22 protein-coding genes and 1 tRNA gene are annotated in these 22,387 nt (G+C 61.4%); 15 read left to right on the forward strand and 8 right to left on the reverse strand.

Going from position 1 to position 22,387, the window contains the following annotated elements; all coding sequences use genetic code 11:
- Positions 1 to 9: 9 nt before the first annotated feature.
- The gene (locus tag GJR96_RS14580) at positions 10 to 369 is read right to left on the reverse strand and encodes a BsuPI-related putative proteinase inhibitor (RefSeq protein ID WP_151163592.1); all 360 of its coding nucleotides are present in this window, start codon (positions 367 to 369) and stop codon (positions 10 to 12) included.
- 62 nt (positions 370 to 431) lie between these two features.
- Positions 432 to 1,571, reverse strand: a complete 1,140-nt coding sequence (locus tag GJR96_RS14585; RefSeq protein WP_151163593.1) for a S8 family peptidase — start codon at positions 1,569 to 1,571, stop codon at positions 432 to 434.
- 187 nt (positions 1,572 to 1,758) lie between these two features.
- On the opposite strand from GJR96_RS14585, the gene GJR96_RS14590 reads away from it, so the two are divergent.
- Positions 1,759 to 2,505: a DUF2797 domain-containing protein gene (locus GJR96_RS14590; RefSeq protein WP_151163594.1), complete on the forward strand. Its 747-nt coding sequence runs from the start codon at positions 1,759 to 1,761 to the stop codon at positions 2,503 to 2,505.
- Positions 2,506 to 2,583: 78 nt separating this feature from the next.
- A complete protein-coding gene (locus GJR96_RS14595) occupies positions 2,584 to 2,991 on the forward strand; it encodes a hypothetical protein (protein ID WP_151163595.1) in 408 nt (135 codons plus the stop codon).
- Between the two features lie 26 nt (positions 2,992 to 3,017).
- Here GJR96_RS14595 and GJR96_RS14600 read toward each other — a convergent pair whose 3' ends face one another.
- Both GJR96_RS14600 and GJR96_RS14605 read right to left on the reverse strand, forming a co-directional pair.
- Complete coding sequence (locus GJR96_RS14600) at positions 3,018 to 4,118, reverse strand: glycosyltransferase (RefSeq protein ID WP_151163596.1); 1,101 nt, start codon at positions 4,116 to 4,118, stop codon at positions 3,018 to 3,020.
- Positions 4,119 to 4,214: 96 nt separating this feature from the next.
- On the reverse strand, positions 4,215 to 5,273 hold the full coding sequence (locus GJR96_RS14605; protein WP_151163597.1) for a glycosyltransferase family 4 protein: 1,059 nt from the start codon (positions 5,271 to 5,273) through the stop codon (positions 4,215 to 4,217).
- Between the two features lie 129 nt (positions 5,274 to 5,402).
- Between GJR96_RS14605 and GJR96_RS14610 the strand changes: the two genes are divergently transcribed.
- The 3 genes from GJR96_RS14610 (at position 5,403) to GJR96_RS14620 (ending at position 6,925) form a co-directional block, all read left to right on the forward strand.
- Complete coding sequence (locus tag GJR96_RS14610; protein WP_151163598.1) at positions 5,403 to 5,678, forward strand: ribonuclease P protein component 4; 276 nt, start codon at positions 5,403 to 5,405, stop codon at positions 5,676 to 5,678.
- Positions 5,679 to 5,771: 93 nt separating this feature from the next.
- Complete coding sequence (locus GJR96_RS14615) at positions 5,772 to 6,020, forward strand: YhbY family RNA-binding protein (RefSeq protein WP_151163599.1); 249 nt, start codon at positions 5,772 to 5,774, stop codon at positions 6,018 to 6,020.
- Entirely contained in the window at positions 6,017 to 6,925 is a 909-nt protein-coding gene (locus GJR96_RS14620) for a mechanosensitive ion channel family protein (RefSeq protein ID WP_151163600.1), read from the forward strand. Before GJR96_RS14615 ends, GJR96_RS14620 begins: the two co-directional genes overlap by 4 nt.
- 75 nt (positions 6,926 to 7,000) lie before the next feature.
- Here the strand turns inward: GJR96_RS14620 and GJR96_RS14625 are convergent, their stop codons facing one another.
- Both GJR96_RS14625 and GJR96_RS14630 read right to left on the reverse strand, forming a co-directional pair.
- On the reverse strand, positions 7,001 to 7,813 hold the full coding sequence (locus GJR96_RS14625) for an HD domain-containing protein (RefSeq protein WP_151163601.1): 813 nt from the start codon (positions 7,811 to 7,813) through the stop codon (positions 7,001 to 7,003).
- A 72-nt stretch (positions 7,814 to 7,885) separates the two neighbouring features.
- Positions 7,886 to 8,389, reverse strand: a complete 504-nt coding sequence (locus GJR96_RS14630) for a redoxin domain-containing protein (protein WP_151163602.1) — start codon at positions 8,387 to 8,389, stop codon at positions 7,886 to 7,888.
- Between the two features lie 264 nt (positions 8,390 to 8,653).
- On the opposite strand from GJR96_RS14630, the gene GJR96_RS14635 reads away from it, so the two are divergent.
- On the forward strand, positions 8,654 to 8,905 hold the full coding sequence (locus tag GJR96_RS14635; protein WP_058573556.1) for a Sec-independent protein translocase subunit TatA/TatB: 252 nt from the start codon (positions 8,654 to 8,656) through the stop codon (positions 8,903 to 8,905).
- An 82-nt stretch (positions 8,906 to 8,987) separates the two neighbouring features.
- Positions 8,988 to 9,060, forward strand: a tRNA-Arg gene (locus GJR96_RS14640).
- A gap of 383 nt (positions 9,061 to 9,443) precedes the next feature.
- On the opposite strand, the gene GJR96_RS14645 is transcribed toward GJR96_RS14640, so the two are convergent.
- Positions 9,444 to 9,974: a hypothetical protein gene (locus GJR96_RS14645; protein WP_151163603.1), complete on the reverse strand. Its 531-nt coding sequence runs from the start codon at positions 9,972 to 9,974 to the stop codon at positions 9,444 to 9,446.
- Between the two features lie 137 nt (positions 9,975 to 10,111).
- Between GJR96_RS14645 and GJR96_RS14650 the strand changes: the two genes are divergently transcribed.
- From GJR96_RS14650 to GJR96_RS14685, 8 genes are all read left to right on the forward strand, one after another.
- Positions 10,112 to 11,299 carry a low temperature requirement protein A gene (locus GJR96_RS14650; RefSeq protein ID WP_151163604.1) on the forward strand — a complete coding sequence of 396 codons (1,188 nt, stop codon included), beginning with the start codon at positions 10,112 to 10,114 and terminating at the stop codon, positions 11,297 to 11,299.
- Between the two features lie 196 nt (positions 11,300 to 11,495).
- The gene (locus GJR96_RS14655; RefSeq protein WP_151163605.1) at positions 11,496 to 14,783 is read left to right on the forward strand and encodes an ATPase, T2SS/T4P/T4SS family; all 3,288 of its coding nucleotides are present in this window, start codon (positions 11,496 to 11,498) and stop codon (positions 14,781 to 14,783) included.
- Positions 14,784 to 16,826 (forward strand): type II secretion system F family protein, encoded by a 2,043-nt coding sequence (locus GJR96_RS14660; RefSeq protein WP_151163606.1) that lies wholly within the window; start codon positions 14,784 to 14,786, stop codon positions 16,824 to 16,826.
- Positions 16,826 to 17,326: a DUF7287 family protein gene (locus GJR96_RS14665; RefSeq protein WP_151163607.1), complete on the forward strand. Its 501-nt coding sequence runs from the start codon at positions 16,826 to 16,828 to the stop codon at positions 17,324 to 17,326. The genes GJR96_RS14660 and GJR96_RS14665 overlap by 1 nt, the downstream gene beginning before the upstream one ends.
- A complete protein-coding gene (locus tag GJR96_RS14670; protein WP_151163608.1) occupies positions 17,320 to 17,919 on the forward strand; it encodes a DUF7288 family protein in 600 nt (199 codons plus the stop codon). The genes GJR96_RS14665 and GJR96_RS14670 overlap by 7 nt, the downstream gene beginning before the upstream one ends.
- A complete protein-coding gene (locus GJR96_RS14675) occupies positions 17,907 to 18,887 on the forward strand; it encodes a DUF7261 family protein (RefSeq protein ID WP_151163609.1) in 981 nt (326 codons plus the stop codon). Before GJR96_RS14670 ends, GJR96_RS14675 begins: the two co-directional genes overlap by 13 nt.
- A complete protein-coding gene (locus GJR96_RS14680; protein WP_151163610.1) occupies positions 18,887 to 19,327 on the forward strand; it encodes a DUF7266 family protein in 441 nt (146 codons plus the stop codon). The genes GJR96_RS14675 and GJR96_RS14680 overlap by 1 nt, the downstream gene beginning before the upstream one ends.
- Entirely contained in the window at positions 19,320 to 20,078 is a 759-nt protein-coding gene (locus tag GJR96_RS14685; protein WP_151163611.1) for a DUF7289 family protein, read from the forward strand. Before GJR96_RS14680 ends, GJR96_RS14685 begins: the two co-directional genes overlap by 8 nt.
- A gap of 6 nt (positions 20,079 to 20,084) precedes the next feature.
- Here the strand turns inward: GJR96_RS14685 and GJR96_RS14690 are convergent, their stop codons facing one another.
- Positions 20,085 to 21,587, reverse strand: coding sequence for a DUF7289 family protein (locus tag GJR96_RS14690; protein ID WP_151163612.1), 1,503 nt, complete (start codon positions 21,585 to 21,587; stop codon positions 20,085 to 20,087).
- Positions 21,588 to 22,387 lie beyond the last annotated feature (800 nt).

Consider the following 22,387-nt stretch of genomic DNA (forward strand, 5'->3'; position numbering starts at 1 on the left):
GCCGCCCACTCACTCCGTCTTGGGAACCACGACGGTCATCGTCGCGGACGCGTCGGCGTTGCTGGCCGCTAGCGACCCGGTGACCTCGTATTCGCCGGGCGGTGGCGAGGACCACTCGGCCTCGTATCCGACCGACTCGCCGGGCACGAGCGTCTCGCTCCCGAGTGCCATCGAAAACGCCCGCCCGTTACTCCAGCGCCACACCTCTGACTCCTCCTCATCTACGGCGACGAACTCCGCGCGCTGGCCATCCGGGAACGAGAGGTCGAACGAGTCCTGTCCCACGTTCTCGACAGTCAGTATCAGCGTCAGCGACACGCCGTCGGCTAGCGGGGTGACTGTCAGTGTCGCATCGAGCGGGTCACTCATACGGCTGCGTGTGAACGCCACGAAAAAGAAACTACAGGCCGACGCCGACTGTGAGCAGGAAGTCAGTTGTCGCTAGAGTCGTAGCCGAGGGCGGCGGCCGTGTCGAGCAGTCCGCTGCCCTGCTGGTTCGACGCGAGTCCGAGGTCCTCTGCCGTGTTCTTGAGCCGCGAGCGAGCTTCGCTGTTCGTGTAGCCGTTGGCCATCAACTGTCCGGCGGCACCGGCGACGTGCGGTGTCGCCATCGACGTGCCCGAGAAGGTGTCGTAGCCGCCGGGGACCGTGGAGTAGATGTCCGTCCCGGGTGCGATGATTTCGACTTCGGGCCCCGTCGAGGAGAACCCAGACAGCGAGTCGTCGCTCGCCGAGGAGGCCACCGCCATGCATTCGCTGTACGCAGCAGGATAGCCCACACAGTCCGTACACGGCCCGGAGTTCCCGGCCGCGGCGACGAGGAAGACGCCGCGGTCGGCGGCGTACGTGCAGGCATCTTTCACCGTCTGGGAACCCGAAGAGGCACCGAGGCTCAGGGACCCCACGTCCCACCCCTGGTCGGCCGTGTACTCGATTCCAGCGGCGATGTCGGAGAAGCTCCCCGAGCCACGCTTGTCGAGCACTTTCACCGCGTGCAGCGTCGCATCGGTCGAGACGCCCTTTACTCCCTGGTTGTTGTCGTCGGCGTTGGCGATTCCCGCGCAGTGAGTGCCGTGGTCGTTGTCGTCGTCCCACGATTCCGCATATTTCCCTCTCGACTTGACGAACGCCTTGCCTGCGCCGAGGTTGGCCTGAAGGTCTGGATGGTCCGAGTCGATTCCAGTGTCGAGGATAGCGATGTCAGCTCCCGCTCCGGTGTCGCCGTTCGCGTGGGCCACCTCCGAGTCCGTGCGGTCGATACCCCACGTGAGTTGCTGGGCGAGCGCGTGCATCGTGCCGTTCACCTCGACGTAGCGCACGTCGGGGCGGTTTCGCAGCCCTGCAATCGCGTTCTCGTTGACCTCGACTGTCACCGCGTCGAAGTTGAACTCTCGGACGACAGTGTTCGCCTCGGCCACCGCCGCACGTTTGCCGCTGGCGTCGCTGTAGCCGACGTTGACCTCGATAGTTCCCGGCGAACCTGACGCCATCCCGGCGAGCCCAGTCGTCGCGACGGCCGCGCCGGCCGCCTTCAGTACGTCACGTCGAGTCTTCCCGTCACGATATACCATGACAATCGTGAAAGTGTCGCATATTGATATAATTCTGATGGCCAGCAATTAAATATAAGTTCTTTCGGTAGGTTTAGTATCTACTACTAATAGGTGTCATCCCGACGTATCGTTCACCACCGGTCGTGCGGAAAAGTCGGGTGCGGCGAACGAGACACCTTTCTACCACCGATTCGTACCCTGATTCGTGCAGGTCGTCGGCTACGATACCGAGACACCCGCCCTCTACGTGAGCACGAGCGACGGCATCGATTCCGTCGAACTCGACCCGGGGACAGAACTCGAATATCGCCTCGAATCCCGCCACTGTGCCGGAACGATACACGACGGCCACCACATCTCGTGTGGCAACGCTCGCGCCCCCTACTGTGACGACCACCGGAGCACGTGGGTCTGCGCCAAGTGTACCGGGATGTGCCTCAAAGACGAGATGGACTGCTACGAAGACCACGCCGTCTACCTCGCGGCGTTCGCCCCGGATACGTTCAAAGTCGGCGTCACCCGCCTGTGGCGACTCGAAACGCGCCTCCGCGAGCAGGGTGCAGACCGCGCGGCGCACATTCGAACCTTCTCCGACGGCCGCGTCGCCCGTGAGTACGAAGCAGAACTCGCAACCGACCTGACCGACCGCGTTCGCGTGCCGACCAAAATTTCGGGATTCGGTCGAGACATGGACACTGCGGCGTGGAGCGAACTCCTCGCCGAGTTCGACCCTATCGACACGTTCTCGTTCGACTACGGACTGGGCCTGTCGGACAGTCCGGTCGCAGAGACCATCGCCGCGGGGACGGTCCGTGGCGTGAAAGGTCGAGTGCTCGTCGTCGAAAACGGCGGCACCACCTACGCCGTCGACATGCGCTCACTCGTCGGCTACGAACTCGAACAGGGCGGAACCGACCGAAACCTCCAGTCGAGTCTCGGTGCGTTCGGATGAGCGCCGGCGGCAAAGCGTTCGACTCCCGACCTCTGAGAGACCGTCAGCACTTTCCGGGTGGACGGCTAATCCGCGACCATGGCTGACGACGAACCCGCAGACGAGACGCAGGCACCCGACGACGAGCAATCTGGTGAAGAAGAGAAGTCGTTCCGTGAGCGGGTCGAAGAGATTCGCAAGCGACGGGAGAAAGAACGCGAAGAAGGTGAGCGACCGTCCCCCGAAGAGATGATGGGCGGCGGCGGCCCTGGCGGAATGGGCGGCGGCATGGGCGGCGGCAACCCCTTCGCACAGATGATGAGCGGCATGATGGGCGGCGGTGGCCCCGGCGGAGCACCCGGCATGGGCGCAAGCCAGCGTGACCCCGAACAGAGTGGCGGCGACAACGAGGCACTCGTCCGCGAAGTTCGACAACTCCGCGACGAAGTTCGTGACGTGAACCGCGAACTGCGGCGCATCGCCGACGCACTCGAAAACCGCGACTAACGCGGCTTCACAGTCGGTCTCTTCTCTTATTGGAGTCGGTCGTAGAGCGCCGCCAGTCTATCGACCGAGTGTTCGACGCTCACCTCGTCCCGGCGTTCGAGGCACCGCGCGCTGAGTTCCTCCTGTTCAGACAACGCCCGCTCGATTCCTCGTTTGAAGCCGTCGACGTCGCCCGACTCGTAGTGATACCCCGTCTGTCCATCGACGATGGTATCCTCCAGCGCACCTTCGTTCACGCCCACGACGGGCGTCCCACAGGCGTTGGCTTCCAGCGCGACGAGACCCTGCGTCTCGACCGGACTGGGGAAGCCGAACACGTCGAGTGCGGAGTAGAACGCCGGGAGTTCCTCGCGGTCTAAAAAGCCGAGGAACCGAGCGTCTACGTCGAGGTCGGTGGCGAGTCGCTCCAACTCGTCGCGGGCGGGACCGTCGCCGCCCAACACGAGCGTCACGTCGAGGTCTGCCGCCGCGTGGACGAGTTCGTCGAGGTGTTTCTCGTAGCCGTGGCGACCGGTGTACCCGACGAGTGGACCGTCTCCGAGGCCGTATCGTTCGCGGAAGGCGTCCCCGTCGGCCGGAGCGAACTGTTCGGTATCGATACCGTTCGAGAGGACGACGATTTCGGCGTCGACGCCGACTTCGTCCACGAGGCGTCGCTTCGCGTCCTCGCTCGGGACGATGACCGCGTCGGCACGGTCGAAGAACCACCGTTCGTAGCGCTCGGCGGTTCGTTCGACGCCGCGTTCGATGACTTCGACCGAACTGAGATACTCGGCGTACTCGCCAGTCGGGGTGTGGTAGGTCGCCACGAACGGCAAGTCACGGCGACGAGCGAGTCGCAGACCTGCTAACCCGAGGCCGAACGGCGTGTGCGCGTGGACGAGTTCCGCGTCTTCGACGGCATCGGGGACGCGCGGCACGCCGACGCGCATGCCCTCGTAGAACGGGAACGGAAGGCTCCGAACGGCGTATTCCCCCGGTTCGGGTGCGTACTCGTCGTCTTTCGGGAAGACGACGTCCATGCGGCCACCGCGACGTTGCCACCGCTCGCGCCACGTCTGAATCGTGTACGTGACGCCGTTGACGGTCGGCAGGTACGTGTCGGTGAAGGCGGCGACCGACTGCATGGGCGGTGCTGTGAGGCCAACGGGATAAACTGTTGTGACTTCTCGCTGGCGTGTCAGTGTGTCGCGAAGCGTCGGTGGACGGGAGAACGAGTCGACTCAGTCGAGGGTCCCGGCGAGGGCGTCTTCGTACGTCTCGACGAGTCGGTCGCCGACGCGGTCCAGACTGTGCTCTGCAGCGGTCGCACGCGCGTTCTCGCCGAGGCGACGACGGAGGGCCGGGTCGCGGTCGAGCAGGTCGAGGGCGCGACGGAACTCCTCGTCGGTCGAGCACTTGAGGCAGTCGTATCCGTGGGTGTAGAACTCCTCGAACACGGGGATGTCGCGGAGGACCACGGCTTTGCCGCACGCCATCGCTTCGAGGACGGCGATGCCTTGATTCTCGTTCTTCGTCGGGAAGAGGTAGACGTCGCCCGCGCCGAACGCGCCACGAATGTCGTCTATCCACCCGGTGAACGTCACGTTCTCGGGGGCGTTTTCGACCCAGTATTTGACTTTCTTCGAGGCGTGCGGCCCGGTGTCGTACGGGCCGAACCACGCGAAGTCGTACTCCGTCTGTTTGGCGACGGTGCAGAAGGTCGTCAGGCCCTTCCGCTCGAAGACGTTGCCGACGGCGAAGACGGTCATCCCGTCGAGGTCGTACTTCTCGCGGTACTCGTCGCGGAAGTCCTCGAACCCTTCGAGAGAGTCGGTGTCGACACCGTTCGAGATAGGGCGAATCGGGGCATCGACCGGGTACGATTCGAGGACGCGCTTGGTGTACTCGGAGGGACAGAGGACCACGTCTGCTTGCGAGTAGAACCATTTGAGGTACCTTCCGAGGGCGGGGCCAACGGCGTTGGACCCACGGAAACTCTCGGCGAAGTCCTCACGGGTGACGTGCGAGTGGAGGACGAGTGGAATGTCGTTTCGCTTCGCGTGTCTGGCGACGGCGACCGACCCCGGTCCGATGAGGTTGCAGTGGGCGATGTCGTAGTCGCGGAAGACGCAGTTACCGCGCACGGCGTCGGCTGCAGCGGTGAGCGGTGAATCGGGCCACGGGGACGTGACGACGTCCACGTCGGTGGTCGCCAGTGCTGCCCGCTGTTGGTCGGTGGAGGTCCCGATACCGCTCCGTTCGAGTTGCGAGGCGAACTCGAGGTAGTTCAGTACGCGCACGTTCCGGGTTTCTTCCGGGTGGGATTTGACCCTACCGGCTTTCCGGTCGGTCACGTGCTGGGACTCCGGTCGGTCGGTTCGCTCCGATGCTTCGGAACGCCTATGTCTCGGCCACTCCCCCGACCTACCATGAGCATCGCGGAGGAGCGAATCGACCGACTCCACCACCTCGCCCGCGAGGCGGCCTCGGACCGGGACCACGACCGGGCCCGAGACTACGTCCGTCTCGCCCGTCGCGTCGCAGAGCGGAATCGCTGCGGTCTCCCGAAGGAGTTCCGCCGGTTCACGTGCGACGAGTGCGATGCGTATCTCGTTCCGGGAGTCAACGCCCGCGTCCGAACCCGGCCGGGGGGACACGTCGTCGTCAGGTGCGATTGCGGCGCGACGGAACGCTACCCGTACTGACGACGGCGAGTGCGCTCGAACCGTGGGTACGACCACCAAGCGCCGCCCAAAGCCTTACTATTGAAGGGCCCTCGAACATAGTAGAATCCACGCATGAACACGCAGGACCTGCGAAAGGAAGCCCACGACCTCGACGTGACGGTCTGGGTAGGAAAGAGTGGAATCGAGGCTGTCGTCGGCGAACTGAACGACCAACTCGCCGACCGAAACCTCGTCAAGGCGAAGTTCCTCCGCGCGGCCCTCGGCGGGACGACTATCGACGAGGCGGCCGCAGACCTCGCCGAACGAGTGAACGCGGACCTCATCGAGACACGGGGGAAAACAGCAGTCTTCCATAGATGAGCGTCTACACACTCCCCCTCCAGTTACAGGGTGACGGCGGAGCAATCGGTCGTGTTCTCGCACAGCAGAGCATTCCGTACGCGGGAATACTCGGGACACTTCTCGGATTCGTCGTCGGGTTCGTCGTCGTCTACATCGTCGGGAAGGCCCTCTTGTCGTCCATCCTTCGTCGTATCCTCGACCGACGCGGGGCGGACGAGCACGCCCAGAAGCCGTTGATGAAGGTCGTGACGCTCGTCGTGGCGTTCGTCGCCCTCGGCGCTGGATTCGCACTCGCTGGACTCGGGAACATCCTGCAGTCACTCGCGACCATCGGTGCGGCGGCGACACTCGCGATTGGCTTTGCGCTGCAAGACGTCATCGCGAACTTCGTCGCGGGTATCTTCATCTTCACCGACAAACCGTTCCGAATCAACGACTGGATAGAGTGGGACGGTAACTCCGGTGTCGTCGAGGACATCTCCTTCCGCGTGACGCGCGTTCGGACCTTCGACAACGAACTGCTCACTGTCCCGAACTCGCAACTCACCGACGGTGTCATCAAGAACCCCGTCGCGAAGGACAAACTCCGCCTGCAGGTGCCGTTCGGCATCGGATACGACGACGACATCCAGAAGGCGACGGACATCATCCTCGAAGAGGCCGAAACCCACGACGGTATCATGGACGACCCTGCGCCGTCGGTTCGCCTGACCGAACTGGGCGACTCGTCCGTCACGCTCAAGTCGCGCATCTGGATTGCCGACCCAAGCCGTGCCGACTTCGTCAAGACGCGCGGCGAGTACGTGACGTCGGTGAAAGAACAGTTCGACGCAGAGGGTATCGACATCCCCTACCCGAACCGGACGCTCAGTGGCGAACTGTCCGTCGGCGGAATGGACCGTCTCGTCCAGTCGAACGACTGAGATTCACGGTATCACCGAGACGCGGGCGCGCCGGTACCTCGCGTCCTCCATCTCGATTTTTTACTCGCTGACCGCTTAGAGTTCGATACGTTCGACCAGTTGCTCTTCGGACCGGGTGTTGACGGCGACGATTTTGACGTCGCCTTCGAGACCCGACCCGTCGAGTTTCGCCTTGAGTAGGTTGTCGACCTGGTAGACGCCGGCCGCGTTCACCATCTCGATTTCGACGAGGACGGGCGTGTCGTCACCTTCTTTCAGCGACACGTTACTGATTGCTTGACTGGAGAGCGTGTTGATGCCGCGTCCACCTTTCTCGTACGGGATGCGTGACCGACCGTGTTCCATGTCGAGGGCGTCTGCGACGCGGATGACACCCGCTTCGAGAGTGAGTGGGTCTTCCTCGCGATGGTGACAGAGAATCGCGTGGAGGACTTCGGCTTTCATTCGGACGGTATCCGCGAGGTCGTAGAACTGCGGGAGGAACCTGTCGAGCACGTCAGATGCGAGCGGAATCGAGTAGTACGCGTGCTCGTCACGGTGGACGATGTGCCCGATGTCGTGTAACTGTGCTGCGAGCGCGATGATGACGGCTTCGTCCGCTTCGTCGAGGCCTTGGTCTGCAGCGCCGTTGAACTCGCACCCACCGCGCTTGAGAAGGTCGTAGAGGCGAAGCGCACGGTTACGGACGATTTCGATGTGCTTCGGACCGTGGTCGTTGTAGCCCTTGCGCGTGACCGCGTTCACGTTCTGCGCTTCGAGGAGGGTCGTCACCTCTTCGTCTTCGAGGAGGACAGGGAGAATCTCGTTGAGTTTCTCGTCGGGGAAGGCGTGGTCGGCGTCAGGGTCGTAGACCCGACCACCGTTGATAGTCTCTTCAGAATCGGCCATGGCGTGAGTGGTCCTCGCAGCAAGAAAAAAGGATTGGCGTGAATGCGATACGGGAGCGTGCCGCGTGCCGGTTTACGCTGCTTCGGACGGTTCTTCGACCGTCTTGGATGCCGCCTGTTCGACGGCGTCGTAGTCGGGTTCGACGCCGGGGTCGTCGCTGACCCACTCGTAGGTGACTTCGCCGTCTGCGTTCACGACGAAGACAGCGCGCTTGGCGACACTGTAGACGCCGAGGTCTGCGAAGTCCATCTCCACGTCGTAGGCCTCGATGAGGTTGCGGTTGGTGTCGCTGATGAGGTCGAAATTGAGGTCGTTCTTCTCGGCGAATTCGGAGAGCGTGAACGGCGTGTCGATACTGATGCCGTAGACCGTCGCGCCGATGTCGTCGAAGTTGGCCATCTGGTCGCGGAAGGTGCACATCTCCGTGGTGCACACGCCGGTGAACGCCGCGGGGAAGAACGCGAGGACGATGGGTGCGTCGTCGAGGTTCTCAGAGAGCGTGAACGACTCGATGTCGCCGTCGATGTCCGTCTTCGGTGCGGTGAAGTCTGGGGCAGAGTCTCCGACAGATACCATATAACCACAATATTGAGGTTGCCACCTTATATTCACGGGAATTGGAACGACTGTCCGCGACGAAAATCGATAGACTGTGTGTTTGTCACCCGACACGATGTGTCAGATTCGAATCGGTTCGATATCAGCTCCATTCACGTATCCACAGGTTTCGAGGCTCGTGTCGACGTTTCGCGACAGTTCACTCTGGCCGATAGTCTCTTATTCGAGAAGCCGTAGAAGGCAAAAAGCCTATAATTGCCACTGGGTTACGCAAAAACAGCGATGTTCGAGACCATCACCCCTCTGTTCCCCGGACTCCCGGGCGGGCCGGAGCTGCTCATCGTCCTCCTCGTGCTCGTCCTGCTGTTCGGCGCGAACAAGATTCCGAAGCTCGCGCGGTCCACCGGGCAGGCAATGGGCGAGTTCAAGCGCGGACGTAGCGAAATCGAAGAAGAGCTCTCAGAGATGCAAGGCGAAGACGACGACGAAGACGACTTCTCCACGGAGAAGACGTCGGCTAAGGCGGAGAACTAATCGCAGCTCCATCTCTCGTTTCTCTCGGCCCAGTGGGGTCGAACCACGCGATTTTTGTCGAGTCCTGAGAGAGTTCTCGGCAGGGCGTGTGGCCTAGTGGACAGGGCGAGAGGTTCCTAACCTCTCGATCGCGGGTTCGAATCCCGTCACGCCCGTGCAGTGAGGAGCGACGCGACGAACGAACCGGCATGACGGGTTCGCAACCCTACGAGACGAGTGAAACGAGTCTCGGTTCGGTTCGAATCCCGTCACGCCCGCTTCACTCACGTCGTTCGTTCAGCGGGCGTTCCTGAGACCCACTCGCTTCGCTCGCGGGACTCCCGTCACGCCCTTTTGTACTTTGTGAGGTATCGCGAGTAGTGAACACGGTCAGCAGGGAGCGAACAAAGTGAGCGAGTGGGGTTCGAATCCCTTGTCTTCGTTCACGACCTGCAGCGTACAGTGCTGCACTCCCGTCACGCCCGTTCTGCGACGAACGTGCTGAGCGGACGGTATTTCGCGCGCCAACGTTCTTCCAAAAACCAGAACCGAACCTCCCTCACTTGTTCCGCCAGTAGTAGACGAGTGCGCCGACGCCGACGGTGTTGACGACGAAGTTCGTGATACCACCGATGACGGGGATGGCGGCGAGGACGGTTGCGACGAATGCACCGGCGACGAGGTGCCCCCAGCGCGACGTCTCGACGTTTGCCGCTTCGAGGAGTCGCTCACCCACGTAGATGAAGACGAGTGCCCCGCCGAACAGCGAGACGAATATCATCAGGAAGATGAGCGGGACGGCCACGACGATACCGATGAGCGTGATGATGAGGACGATGATGACGACGATGAACGCCACGAAGATGCCGAATCCCCAGAGGAACGAGGTGACGGGTTCGTCCTCGATGGTGTCGATGACTCTCTCGGTGAAGTCGGGCGCGAGCGCAATGAGCAGAGCGCCGAGGATGAGCGTTCCGACGAACGTCCCCACGGCAGAGACGGTCGAACCGAAGAACCGCGCGAACGTGCTGGGGTCGGCCCCCGGCGTAATCGGTGCTTGCTGCAGGATTGTGAGTGTGAATGGGTCCATAGTCGGAACTCTCATCGAAACAACATAGTGGTTCGCACCGGACTGACAGTGGTCCAGTGCAGTGTTTTTAGGCGGTCGCCGTCTGTCTGACAACCAACTCGCGGCAGTGCTATACTCTGTCACGACCTCTACTGACTATGCGATTCCCGCTTCGAGTCGCCGGCCCACGACTCCAGACCGACGAGACGACTGGCCGACACGCGACGTGGTTCGAACTCTTCTTCGACCTCGTGTTCGTCGTCGCCGTCGCGGAGTTGGCCCACGACCTCGCCACCGACGTGACTGGTCTTCGACTCGTCGGGTTCGTCGGTCTGTTCGTTCCGATATTTATCGTCTGGATGAACTTCTCGTACTACGCAGACCTCTTCGGCGAGGAGGGACTCGACCGAGTCGGCCTGTTCGTCGCGATGTTCGTCGTCGCCGCACTAGCGACCACGTTGCACGACGCACTCGCCGGCCAACTGCGCGGGTTCATCGTCTCGTATCTCGCGCTCCGAGTCGTGTTACTCGTCTTGTACGCACGGGCGAGGATGGCGAACCCCGACGTACGGCAGTTCACCGGTCGATACATCGCGCTCTATGGTCTCGGTGCCTTGTTCTGGGTGGCGGCGCTGGCGTTCGATGGACTGGCCCAGTTCGTGCTCGTCGGTATCGGACTCGCCATCGAAATCGTTACACCCGGGGTCACGTACTTCACCGTCGACGAACGTCCCGCACAGGTGTCGCACATGCCCGAACGGTTTGGTCTGTTTACCATCATCGTACTCGGTGAGGTGGTCGTCGCCGTCGTCTCAGGCATCAGTGGAACCGAGTGGTCAGTACCCGCAGTCGGCGCGGCGGTGGCATCTTTCGTCGCGGCGGTGGCCGTGTGGCGTCTCTACTTCGCGTACGTCCGCGAAGACACCATTACCGACCTCGTCCGTGGTGACTTCGACTTCTTCGCTGGAATGGGGTACACCTACGGCCACTTCGGCGTCACGCTCGGGATTACCGCGGCAGGTGTCGGGTCTCTCCTCGTCATCGTCGCGGCGGGCGAAGGGGTGTCGGTGGCCTTCTTCGACCGACTCGCACTGGGCGGGGGTGTCGCAGTGTTCCTCCTCGGAATCGCACTCACCCACGGAGCAGTGGGAACAATCAGCCAATCAGTCGCGGGTGTGTGGGTGGCAGGTTCGTTCGTCGCCGTCGTGTTCGCGGTCAGTATCGCGAATCCCGTCGTACTCGTCACCACTATCGCGCTTCTCCTTGGCGCACTCGCCGCACTCGAATTCGTGTTGTCGACAGACTCGGTCACGCCAACTCCAGATGCGCCTCGCCCGCCGACGTGAGGGCGTCGCCTGTCTGACGGTGCTCCCCCGGTAGGAGGGCTGACTCGGGGCATAAATCACTGCTTTAGCGGTCGGTCTGTAGAATTCGAAGTACACACCGTATATAAACTCGTATAAAAACAGTCCTTAAACGGACGCTATAATGTAAATAGTCTGGGAAAAAGACTTTTCCATTAACCCGAATATCCGAGGGACAATGGCAAGGAAAGACGCCGACGGTTCCGGGCCAAAGGCGATCGAGGGTGACGCGGAGTCACCGGTGGAGGGCGATGCCGCCCCGGACCAGGCGTCAAACGCCCGCTTAGGCGAGTATACGTGGGCCGACTTCCTCGACGAATATGGGGAAGACGGCGATGTCGAGGCCCTCTATGGCTTCGACCCGCGGACCCGCACGGAGACACCGGGTAGTTCACGGTGGGGAGAAGACGAGGAACACGAGGTTCCGACCCCAGACCGCACAGATTGGGAGAGCGTCGTGCTCGACCCCGAGAACTATCTCGACTTCCACCCGGTCGACGTGGCCGAATTCGTCGGGAAGCGAGGCGCGCACGCGACGGACATTCACGAACAGTTCGAAGAGTTCTGTGACCCCGAGACCACGCCGGTCGTCAAAGACGAGTGGATGTGGGAGCACTACAAACGAGAGTATTACTACGAAGACGATGGCTCCCGCCCGCGGGACAGCGACGGCGACATCGAGCGTTTCGACGCCGAAGATGCCCTCGGGTTCGACCCCGACTATATCGAGAACGCACTCGCACGAGGTGCCCAACGCGCCGACGAACTCGACGAGGTCATCGACACTCGGACGGTCGACGTCGACGAAGACCTCGACGAAGACGAGTTCTTCTCCAGTGCAGACGGCACGACGACGCTGGCGAACCGCTACGACCTCGAAAAGGCGGTTCCGATGGAGAAGAAGACACACTTCCGTGAGGTCGAACGGTACTGGGTCAACAAGCCCTACGCGTTCGTCGTCATCTTCCACTCGGTCAAAGAGAACGAGAAGAAGTACTACGCGGTCGAACCCTACCTGAACCGCGTCGAGGACGACCTGACAGAGTTCCTCACGAGCAAACTCCGGAACGCAATCAAGTACAGCGAAGAGAGCATCGTCCGAAACGGCGAGGACAACCGTGGGGCAGTCATCGAGGCGGAGACGTACGACCTCCTGTCGCGATACGACCTCTACGACAAGCCAGCATCGAAGGCGCTCGCGTCCGACGGGGCGACCGAGTCGTCCGGTCTCATGGACCGTCTCGGACTCGGCGGACTGTTCGGTGGGAACGACGAGCCTGACTCGACGGGCACGGCCACAGTTCCAGACGGCGGCAGTGCGTCTCTCTTCGGCGGCGTCGCCTCACGACTCGGACTCGGTGGGTTCACCGGCGGGTCGAAACGAACGAACCGCGACGACGCACCGCTCGGCGGTATCGACGGCATCGCCGCACGCCCAGAGTCCGCAGTTCTCGCAGACGACGAGGCAGACCTGAACGACTATCAAGTCCAGAAGCTCCAGTACTACCTCCGCCGCGACTTCATCGGGTACGAGCGAATCGACGGCATCAAACACGACATCAACGTCGAGGACATCTCGTGTGACGGGTACAACTCCCCGGTGTTCGTCTACCACTCCGACTACGAACAGATTATCTCGAACATCTACCACGGCGAGGGCGAACTCGACGACTTCGTCGTCAAACTCGCACAGCGTTCCGGGAAGGGCATCTCGAAACGTCGGCCACAGGTCGACGCGACGCTGCCCGACGGGTCGCGTGCGCAACTCACACTCGGCCGAGAGGTGTCCGACCACGGGACGAACTACACCATCCGTCAGTTCAAGGACGTCCCGTTCACGCCAATCGACCTCATCAACTGGTCGACGTTCTCGCTCGAAGAGATGGCGTTCCTGTGGCTTTGCATCGAGAACGACAAGAGTCTCATCTTCGCCGGCGGCACCGCGTCCGGGAAGACGACATCCCTGAACGCCGTCTCGCTGTTCATCCCGTCGAACACGAAAATCGTCTCCATCGAGGACACCCGCGAAGTCGAACTCCCACAACGAAACTGGATTGCGTCCGTCACGCGCCCCTCGTTCGCAGACGACGACAAAGGCGACGTGGACGAGTTCGACCTGCTCGAAGCGGCGCTCCGTCAACGCCCCGACTACATCGTCATGGGAGAGATTCGTGGGGAAGAAGGCCGGACGCTCTTTCAGGTTATGTCCACGGGTCACACCACCTACACGACGTTCCACGCGGACTCCGTGGGTGAAGTCCTCAAACGCTTCACGACCGCACCCATCAACGTCTCGAAGACGATGTTCTCCGCGCTCGACCTGGTGTCTATCCAGACGTCGACGCGGGTCGATGGCAACAAGGTTCGCCGGAACAAGTCGCTCACCGAAATCAACCACTACGACCCAGAGAACGACGAAATCAACGTTCAGGACGTCTACCAGTGGCAGGCAGAGACGGACGAGTTCCTCGAGATGGGGTCGTCGAACACGCTCGAAGAGATAAAGTTCGACCGCGGGTGGGACCACAAGACGCTCGAACACGAGATTTTCAAGCGACAGGTGGTCCTCGCGTACCTCATCGACCGCGGCCTCAACACGTACACACAGGTCGCCGCGACGTTCCAGGCGTTCATCAACGACCAGGACACTATCATCGGCCTGATGGCCACCGACGACCTCGAACGCAGTCTCGAAGACCTGCGTGAGATGGAGTCGGTCCACATCAACATCGACCCCGAGAGCGAGGCGATGGTTCCCCGCCCCGACCCACCGGAACACGTCAGAGAACTCGCCAGAGAGATTCTCCGTCGGGCCGAAGAAGAACTCTTCCCCGACTACCGTAACCGCGACGTCGGCGAAGTCGCAGAGGCACTCGGGCACATGCGAAGCGAACCCGACGTCGAGGCGACGCCCGGCGAACGGAACGAACTCGACTCGCTCGAAGAGGCCACTAGCGACCCTGCCCTCGGCGAAGGGTCAGAGCGGTCTGAACTCGACGCTGGTGACGAGACGCCCGAAATCGAAGGTGACGACGGTCCGTCGCCCATCGACGGCGAAGAAGAGACGCCGGCGCTCGAAGCAGCGATGGAGGACGCAGACGACCCGGACGAACAGGCGAAACGTGACGCCGCGACGGACCTGTGGGAGTCACTGCTCGAATCCGACGTCGAAGGCGAACCCAACGATTTCGGATTCGACGAAGAAGGCGACCCGACGTTCCCGGACCCGAAGGACGACGACATCGACCTCGACGACTTCTTCGGTGCATTCGGTATCGAGGAACCCAGTGACTCGGCGTCGTCGGACGACGACTCGACCACCACGGAGGCGGACGCGAGCGAAGACGCCGACGCCGCCGACGAGACGGTCGACGAGTCGTGGGGCGGGTTCAAAGCGGCAGAGACAGACACGCCAGACGAAGAGAAGACGGAGTCACAGTCCGTCCAGCGCGACGAGGACGAGTAGATGAGCAATTTCGACGCCGAGAACTCCGCGGGACTTGACCGAAGCACCGACACACTCGGTGACGCCTTCTATCCACTCTTTCAGATTCTCTTCGACGAAGACGGCGAGTTCGTCGCGGACGTCGAAGAGAAACTCCAGCAAGCGCGGATGCCGAACACCGTCGAACTGTACCTCTCACGGGCGCTCGCAGTGGGTGTCCTCGTCGGACTCTCGCTGTGGATTCTCGGAATGTCGCTCGGATACGGCATCTTCGCGCTCGGACTCGTGTCGGCGGAATCGATAAGCCTCGGTATCCCCGTCGGGAGCGAATCGACTGCCGAACTCCTCCGCTCACTCGTCATGCCTGCTGCGGTCACTGTCTCGGGCATCGTCTTCGGGTCCATCGGGTTCGCACTCGGATTCGGGACACTCGTGGGGATGCCGTACTCGAAAGCGTCCGCCCGGAAGCGCGAGATAAACATGCTCCTCTCGGACGCCATCTCGTTCATGTACGCGCTGTCGGTGGGGGGACTGAACCAACTCGAAATCCTCGAAGCGATGGCGCGCGCAGACGACACCTACGGCGAAGTCTCGCGCGAGTTCCAGAGCATCGTCCAAGAGACGGAGTACTTCGGAACCGACTACCGAAACGCGATTCGCCAGCAGGCACTTCTCACACCGTCCGACGAACTCTCCCAGTTCCTCACTGACATGCTCTCTATCGTCAACTCTGGCGGTGACATGGAGGGCTTCCTCAAGGACAAGAAAGACAAGCACCTCCGGACGGCCAAACAGCAACAAGAACAGACGCTGGACACGATGGAACTGTTCGGCGAGATGTACATGACGCTCTCGTTGTTCCCACTGCTCCTCATCATCATCCTCGTCATCATGAGCATGCTCGGGAAGGCACAACAGGAACTCCTCTACGCCACCGTCTACGGCCTCATTCCGCTCGTCGGCGTCGGGTTCTTGGTCCTCATCTCGACGGTCAAGCAAGACGAGATTGGCGATGGGTTCCTCGCACCGGCGAACGGGAGTGCCCGACTCCAGGGCCAGCAACAAGAGGGTCTCGTTCACATGGGACTCGTCGAGTCGTACGTCGGCGAGTACAGTCTGTTCTCGCGCATCAAGGACCGCGAAGGGACGTACAAGACGCGAGAGTTACTCCGGCAACCACACGTCTTCTTCAAACAACACCCGCTTTTCACCCTCGCGCTGACCGTTCCCGCCTCGATGGTCCTCCTCGCGGTTGCCGTCGTCGGAGGGTCTGCGCCCACGTCGTGGGAGGGGATGATTGCACAACCCATCTGGGGAACCGTCATCTGGTTCTACGTCCCCGTCTACCTCGTCACCGTCCCGCTGGCAGTCTTCCACGAGTGGAACGTCCACTCCCGGTCTGCGATAACCGGGAAACTCTCGGACAACCTCCGAAAGCTTTCGAGTGCGAACGACACCGGCCAGACGCTCCTCGAATCGTTCAAAACCGTCGCCGACACGTCCTCCGGGAAACTCGCCGACGAGTTCGAGATAATGTACGCGAAGGTCAACTACGGGATGAGTCTCCGTGAGGCACTCGTCGAGTTCAACAACAAGTACCACATCCCGCGCCTCGCTCGGACGGTCAAACTCATCACGAAGGCCCAAGAGGCGTCCAGCCAGATTACGGAAGTCCTGACGACTGCCGCACAGTCCTCCGAGAACCAAGACGACATCGAGCGGGAACGTATCGCACGGACCCGGATGCAGGTCGCGATTATCCTCATGACCTACGTCACGCTGTTGGCGGTCATGGCCATCCTGAAGACGCAGTTCCTCGACGTGATGGCGGGCCTCTCGTCACAGGCGTCCGGGTCCAGTGGCGGCGTCTCCGGTGGTCCGAGTTTCGGCGGTGCACTCGACCCGGACCTCATGTCGCTCCTGTTCTTCCACGGGGTCACCCTTCAAGCGGTGCTCTCGGGGTTCATCAGCGGCTACATCCGTAACGCCGACCTCCTCGCGGGGGTCAAGTTCGTCGTCGTCCTGCAGACGCTCGCACTCGGGGTCTGGATGGTGGTTGGCTGATGCGACGACGTGACCACACCGCCGGAACCGAACGGAGTCGGGCACAGACGACGCTCGACTACGCCGTCGGCGTCGGAATCTTCCTCCTCGCCATCGCGTGGGTCATCGGAACCGTCCCCCAAATCGTCCAACCGTTCGACGACGCGCAGGACCGTCCTCTCGTCGCCAACCGTGCGGCTGACCACCTCGCGGGTGGCGCACTCTCGCCACCGGGGGAACAGACGGTTCTCGACACGGAGTGTGTCGAGGGATTCTTCGAAAATACGTCGCCGCCGGCCGACTGTGAGTACGGAACCGGACCGGTCGAAGACGCGATCGGTGTCGGAGACACGTACGACGTGAACGTCACGCTCGTTCGGGATGGGTCGGTCGTATCGCTTCCCGGTGGGTCAGATGCGACGCGCGGTGAGCCTGTACCGACCTCCGGGCAAGTCGTCGCCGCTCGCCGCTCGGTTCTCGTCGACGGACAACTCCACCAACTACTGGTGAGGGTCTGGTAACGATGGACCGTGGACAAGCACACGCACTCGAGGCGTTCGTCGCCGCCACCGTCCTGCTGGCGAGTGTCACCTTCGCCCTCCAGGTGACCGCCGTCACACCCCTAACTGCGAGTACGTCGAGTCAACACATCGAGAACCAGCAAGCAGCAGTCGCACAGGGACTCCTCGACGCCGCGGCCGAAAACGGGTCGCTCAAGCGCACACTCCTCCTCGAAAATATCAGTGCAGAAGAAGGGGGGAACTACGTCGCTGGCGGCCCGCCGACGGTGTTCGGGCGGATGCTCAACGACACGTTCCGTGACCGCGGAATCGCGTTCAACGTAATCGTATACTCTGTCCAATCAAATCAAGAGGGGAAGGCACTCAACCGAGTCAGTCTCGTCCACATGGGGCAACCGAGCGACCACGCCGCGTCGGCGTCTCGTCTCGTTACGCTCATGGACGACGACGTGCTCCACGAAGTGGACGACAGGACTGCCATTCCGACGACGACGAGGCTCGACTCGGCGTCGTCGTTCTACGTCGACCAGCGACACGATACGGACCCAGTGTGGTCCGCGTTGAAAGTAGAGGTGGTCGTATGGCGGATGTGACGCTCCCCTCGCGAGACGCCGGTGAGGGCCGTGGGCAACTCTTCCTCATCACTGCCCTCGCAATCGCCGTCCTGTTGGTTAGTCTCGCGTTGATTCTCAACACCGCAATCTACACCGAGAACATCGCCACCCGGACGACCGACACGCAACTCGACGAGGCGACGAGCGCACAGCGCGTCGCCGTCGATACTGGAGGCGTGATTTTGGATGCAGAAAATCGGCGTGGTGGGTCACCCTCGGATATCGAGTCCCGATTCGAGACCACACTGGCGAACTGGAGTTCGTCGGCGGCGACGTTGGAGGCGACGAACGGGTTCACGACGAACGTCTCGTACACTGGGACGAACACGACTGGCTTGCGAGTCCACCAAGACGACGCCTCACGGGACTTCACCGACAACTCGTCGAAAGTCGAATGGGTGGTCATCGAAGATGGCCGCGTTCGCGGTATCCGGTTCAACGTCTCGCGGACCAGTCTCGATAGCACCCCTTCCGACGCCTTCAGGCTCGAAATCGACAACAACGACGGTGGCACGAACGACGACGTGCGAGTCACGATGCACGACGATGGGACAAACGTCGTCGTCACCGTGGAAAACGAGACTGGTGTCGTCGGTTCCTGTGCAGTCGAACCGACGAACGACGGTTCACTCGTCGTGGACGTAAGCGACGCGACTGTGGGGACACAGTACTGCCCACCACTCGAAACCGCTCACGACGAGGTCGACGGCGAAATCGACCTCGAGTTCGACAACGCGGACAACGCAACCGGAACGTACGAACTGTACGCGACGAACGACGATACCAACCTCTTCGACCTGTTCGATGGGGACGAATACGCGACGGTCGGAAGCGGGTACTGGCCCGTTCAACAGGACGCGATATACGACGCTAACGTGACGTTCGTGTTCCAGTCCAGTGGGACGACTGTGAAAAAGGAAATCCGAATCGCACCGGGTGAACTCTGATGAATTCACGAGCAGTCTCGACCACCCTCGGTTTCGTCCTGACCCTCACGATAACGACGATACTCATCTCGGGTATCATGGTCGCGGCAGGTGGGTTCGTCTCGTCCGAGCACGAGCGTGTGACCGAGACAGAACTCGAAGTCGTCGGACAGCGTCTCGCGGCGAATCTGGAGGCCGCAGACCGGGTCGTCGCGTCGTCAGGTGACGAGACGGTCACGGACGTGGAGACGCGTCTCGAGCTTCCCAACCGGGTCGCTGGAACGACGTACAGAATCGAAGTCGAATCGAACGAACTCGTCTTGCAGTCGGTCGACCCCGAGGTGACCGTCCGCATCGACGTCGAAACCGCGACAGACCTCAAGCCGGGGTCAGTCGACGCGGGCGACGTCACTGTCTCATACGATGCGGCCACCGACGAACTGGAGGTGACCAATGGTTGACCGCCGCGCCGTGAGTGACACACTCGGGTTCATCTTCGTCTTCTCGCTCGTCCTCTCGACGGTCGGTGTCGTCACCGCCGTCGGGATGGACGGTCTCCAAGACACCCGTAACGTCGAGCGCATCAACAACGCCGAGCGGGCCTTCGACATCCTCGACGACAACATGGAAGACATCGCCATCCGCGGCGCGCCGAGTCGGGCCACTGAAATCAAGTTGGCCGAGTCGGCGCTCTCGTTCGGTGACCCCGTTCGGATGGAAGTCGAGTGGGAAGATGGTGGCGTGGTCGACAATGCGACGGTGAGCACGCGACCGTTGGTGTACACGTCGGAGACGTCTAACGAACGCCTCGTCTACGCCTTCGGAACTGTCTTCCGGGGGACCGACGAGTCGATGACAGTCGTTCGCCACCCCGCATTCTTACTCTCTGAGGACGCCGTCGTCGTCTCGGCAATCTCCACCAGACGGTCGGCCCAGAGTGCGAACTCGGTCGGCGGGTCTGGAACGTACCTCGTTCGCGCAGAGATGTCCGATTCCGGTGCCAAGTACCGGGGAATCGCCTCCGAAAGTGGGTCCTACGACGTGACAGTCAACGTCACCTCACCTCGTCCACAACTCTGGAAGACCGAACTACAGTCGTACGACGACGTGACGTGTCCCTTCGTCAACGACACCATGGTCTCGTGTGAACTCACGGGTGTCGATTCAATTCGAGTCGTGGAAAAACAGGTCGACGTTTCGCTAGTCGACTGACGGGGGTCAGTGGACCTCGACGCGGACGCGATTTTCAGTGACGTGGAGGAACGTGATGTACCGGCCACCGTCCGCCTGTTCGTAATCGAGATTTCCGGACGAACTGCGTTCGTTCACACGCTCACTCCCGCCGGGACCGTCGGTCACGGTGAGTTTGTACTGCGGCGCGAGAAGGGAAAGGTAGTGGTTCGTAACCGTGTCGAGTGACTCCGTCTCGCCATCCGAGTACGGGGTCGCTCTGTCTGCATCGTGTTGGTCGAAGTCGACAGAGGAGTTCGTCGTGTCGTCTTTGATTTCGGGGCCGAAGTACCACTTGTTGTCGCTTCCGGTCATGTCGATTTCGCCGTACGTCATGTCGGTTCCCTCGTGCGTGAGGTTCACCGTGAACGTCGCGGGGTCGTCGCTGCAATCGACCTGGACGGCCTTGGATGGCCCGGGAATAATGTTAGACTTCTGCCAGCCTTCGTAGTATCCTGACCGATTCGAATAGTAGATGCTGATGTCGACGTCACCGTTGAAACTCCCGCCTGTACATTTCCCTGTAGAGTAGATGTGGAATTCGAGGTCTTCCGTGGGGCCGTCGTGGTACATCGACCAGTGCATGTTGTTGAAGTGCCCGTCGGCAGTGAGGTTGAGCGTGTACGAGGTGACGTTATGGTTGTCAGACATCCCTCGTACGTCGACTGACCCCCCTTCGTTCGGCATCCGGAACGCACCGACGACACCCCCGATTGCTTCCAACTCGACGCTCACCGATTCGTTCGAGTGGTCGATTGACATGTCGCCCTCTGTGCGGTCGTCGAAGAACTGTGCCCACCCGCGGTAGTGCGGACTGTAAATTGTCACCTCGACAGTCCCGTTTTCGACGGGGTTGCCGTATCTGTCGCCGGTGATGCTGTAGGTGGAACTCTCGTTCGGGTACACCGGATGGGCCTGTTCCTCTTCGATGATGTCGACGACCGGACTCTGCCCCGAACTGCCGTCACCGGTGACCTGAATCACCGGGAGCGTGAGCGTTTTGTCTCGATAGTGGAACTCCGGCGGCGACACCATCGACGTCCCGTTGTCCTGTGTGCGCCAGACGCCTCCACCTTCGTACGCGATTGTTACGTCCCCCGTTCGGTATTCGACGCTCCCGAGCGTGTCGTTGTACAACTCTTCGGAGGCACCGTCGCCGTCGAAGTCCTTGTGCGTGACGACGATTCTGGTGGTGTCGTCGCGGACGACGTACTGCCCGTCTTGGGTCCCGCTGAGTTCGACTGACTGCGACTGGGTGTCGCCGAGTGCGGTAATTGCAACCTTCGAGTCGAAGAGCGTCATCGAGTGTTCCGCACGGGCAGCACTCGACGCCTGTTTCGTTTCGCTGAGTGCGGCCCCACCGAGAGTGACCACCGCCGTCGTGCCGAGAACAGTGATTCCGAGGATAAGCACGACAGCCAATGGAGATGCTTGTCCCGACCGGTCACGGACGACGCGATACAGCCACGGGACACGGGAGCGACCGCTCATTACGTAGCCTCTCTACGCCCGGGACCAAAACCTCACTGGCTACGTGACAGTCAAATATCTGGATGTGTCGGTGGGTGACCTGCACCCGACGACTACCGTCGCCTCGACGAACGACTGCGACAAGAACGCTTCGTAAGCCAATCGGAGACGTGTGGGCCGGGGGGCCCGGGGAAAAACCGCGACAACCAATGAACGGGCGTGGGTGGGCGCCTCTGAAAGTGAGTACCGGGAATCGTCACCATCGGTCGATTGCCAGACCACACACAGTGCGACGTCCGGCACAGATAGGTGAATCCACGCTGGTTCAGTGTGTCCTGTTCACAGGTGGTTGCCAAGTTCACGCAACAGGACGGAAGCGTGTCTTGGAATCGGTGGAGCAGAGTTCGAGTGTCCGAGTCCCTTCATGAATCACCTCGTGATAATTCGTCTCACACGCGAGCATAGCTTGAACCACGTGAAATAGGGGGCTTTGATTACTTGTGGGGAGATTGCCGCCCAAAATTATCAACTCTGAACGTGGCACGGAGCCTTTGCTCGTCAGGTAGTGTCGCGGAGAATAGGACTCGCCGGGAGTCACGTGAGCAGAACGAACGTGACGTCGGTGAGTGGGCTTGCCGGGACTGAGCAAACCCCCGGTTTGCGACGGTTGTAAACGGAGTTCACAGGATTTGAACACACTTGCAAACCCGAGGGTTGCTCGCTGCTCAAATCCTACCTCAGACATGCATCAATACAGTCGATACACGCGACTCGTTACGCTCACCGGTGGTATCGACAAAAGTTGATGGACTCGCCGGGAC

It is taken from the genome of Haloferax litoreum (genome assembly GCF_009674605.1).
Lineage (GTDB): Archaea > Halobacteriota > Halobacteria > Halobacteriales > Haloferacaceae > Haloferax > Haloferax litoreum.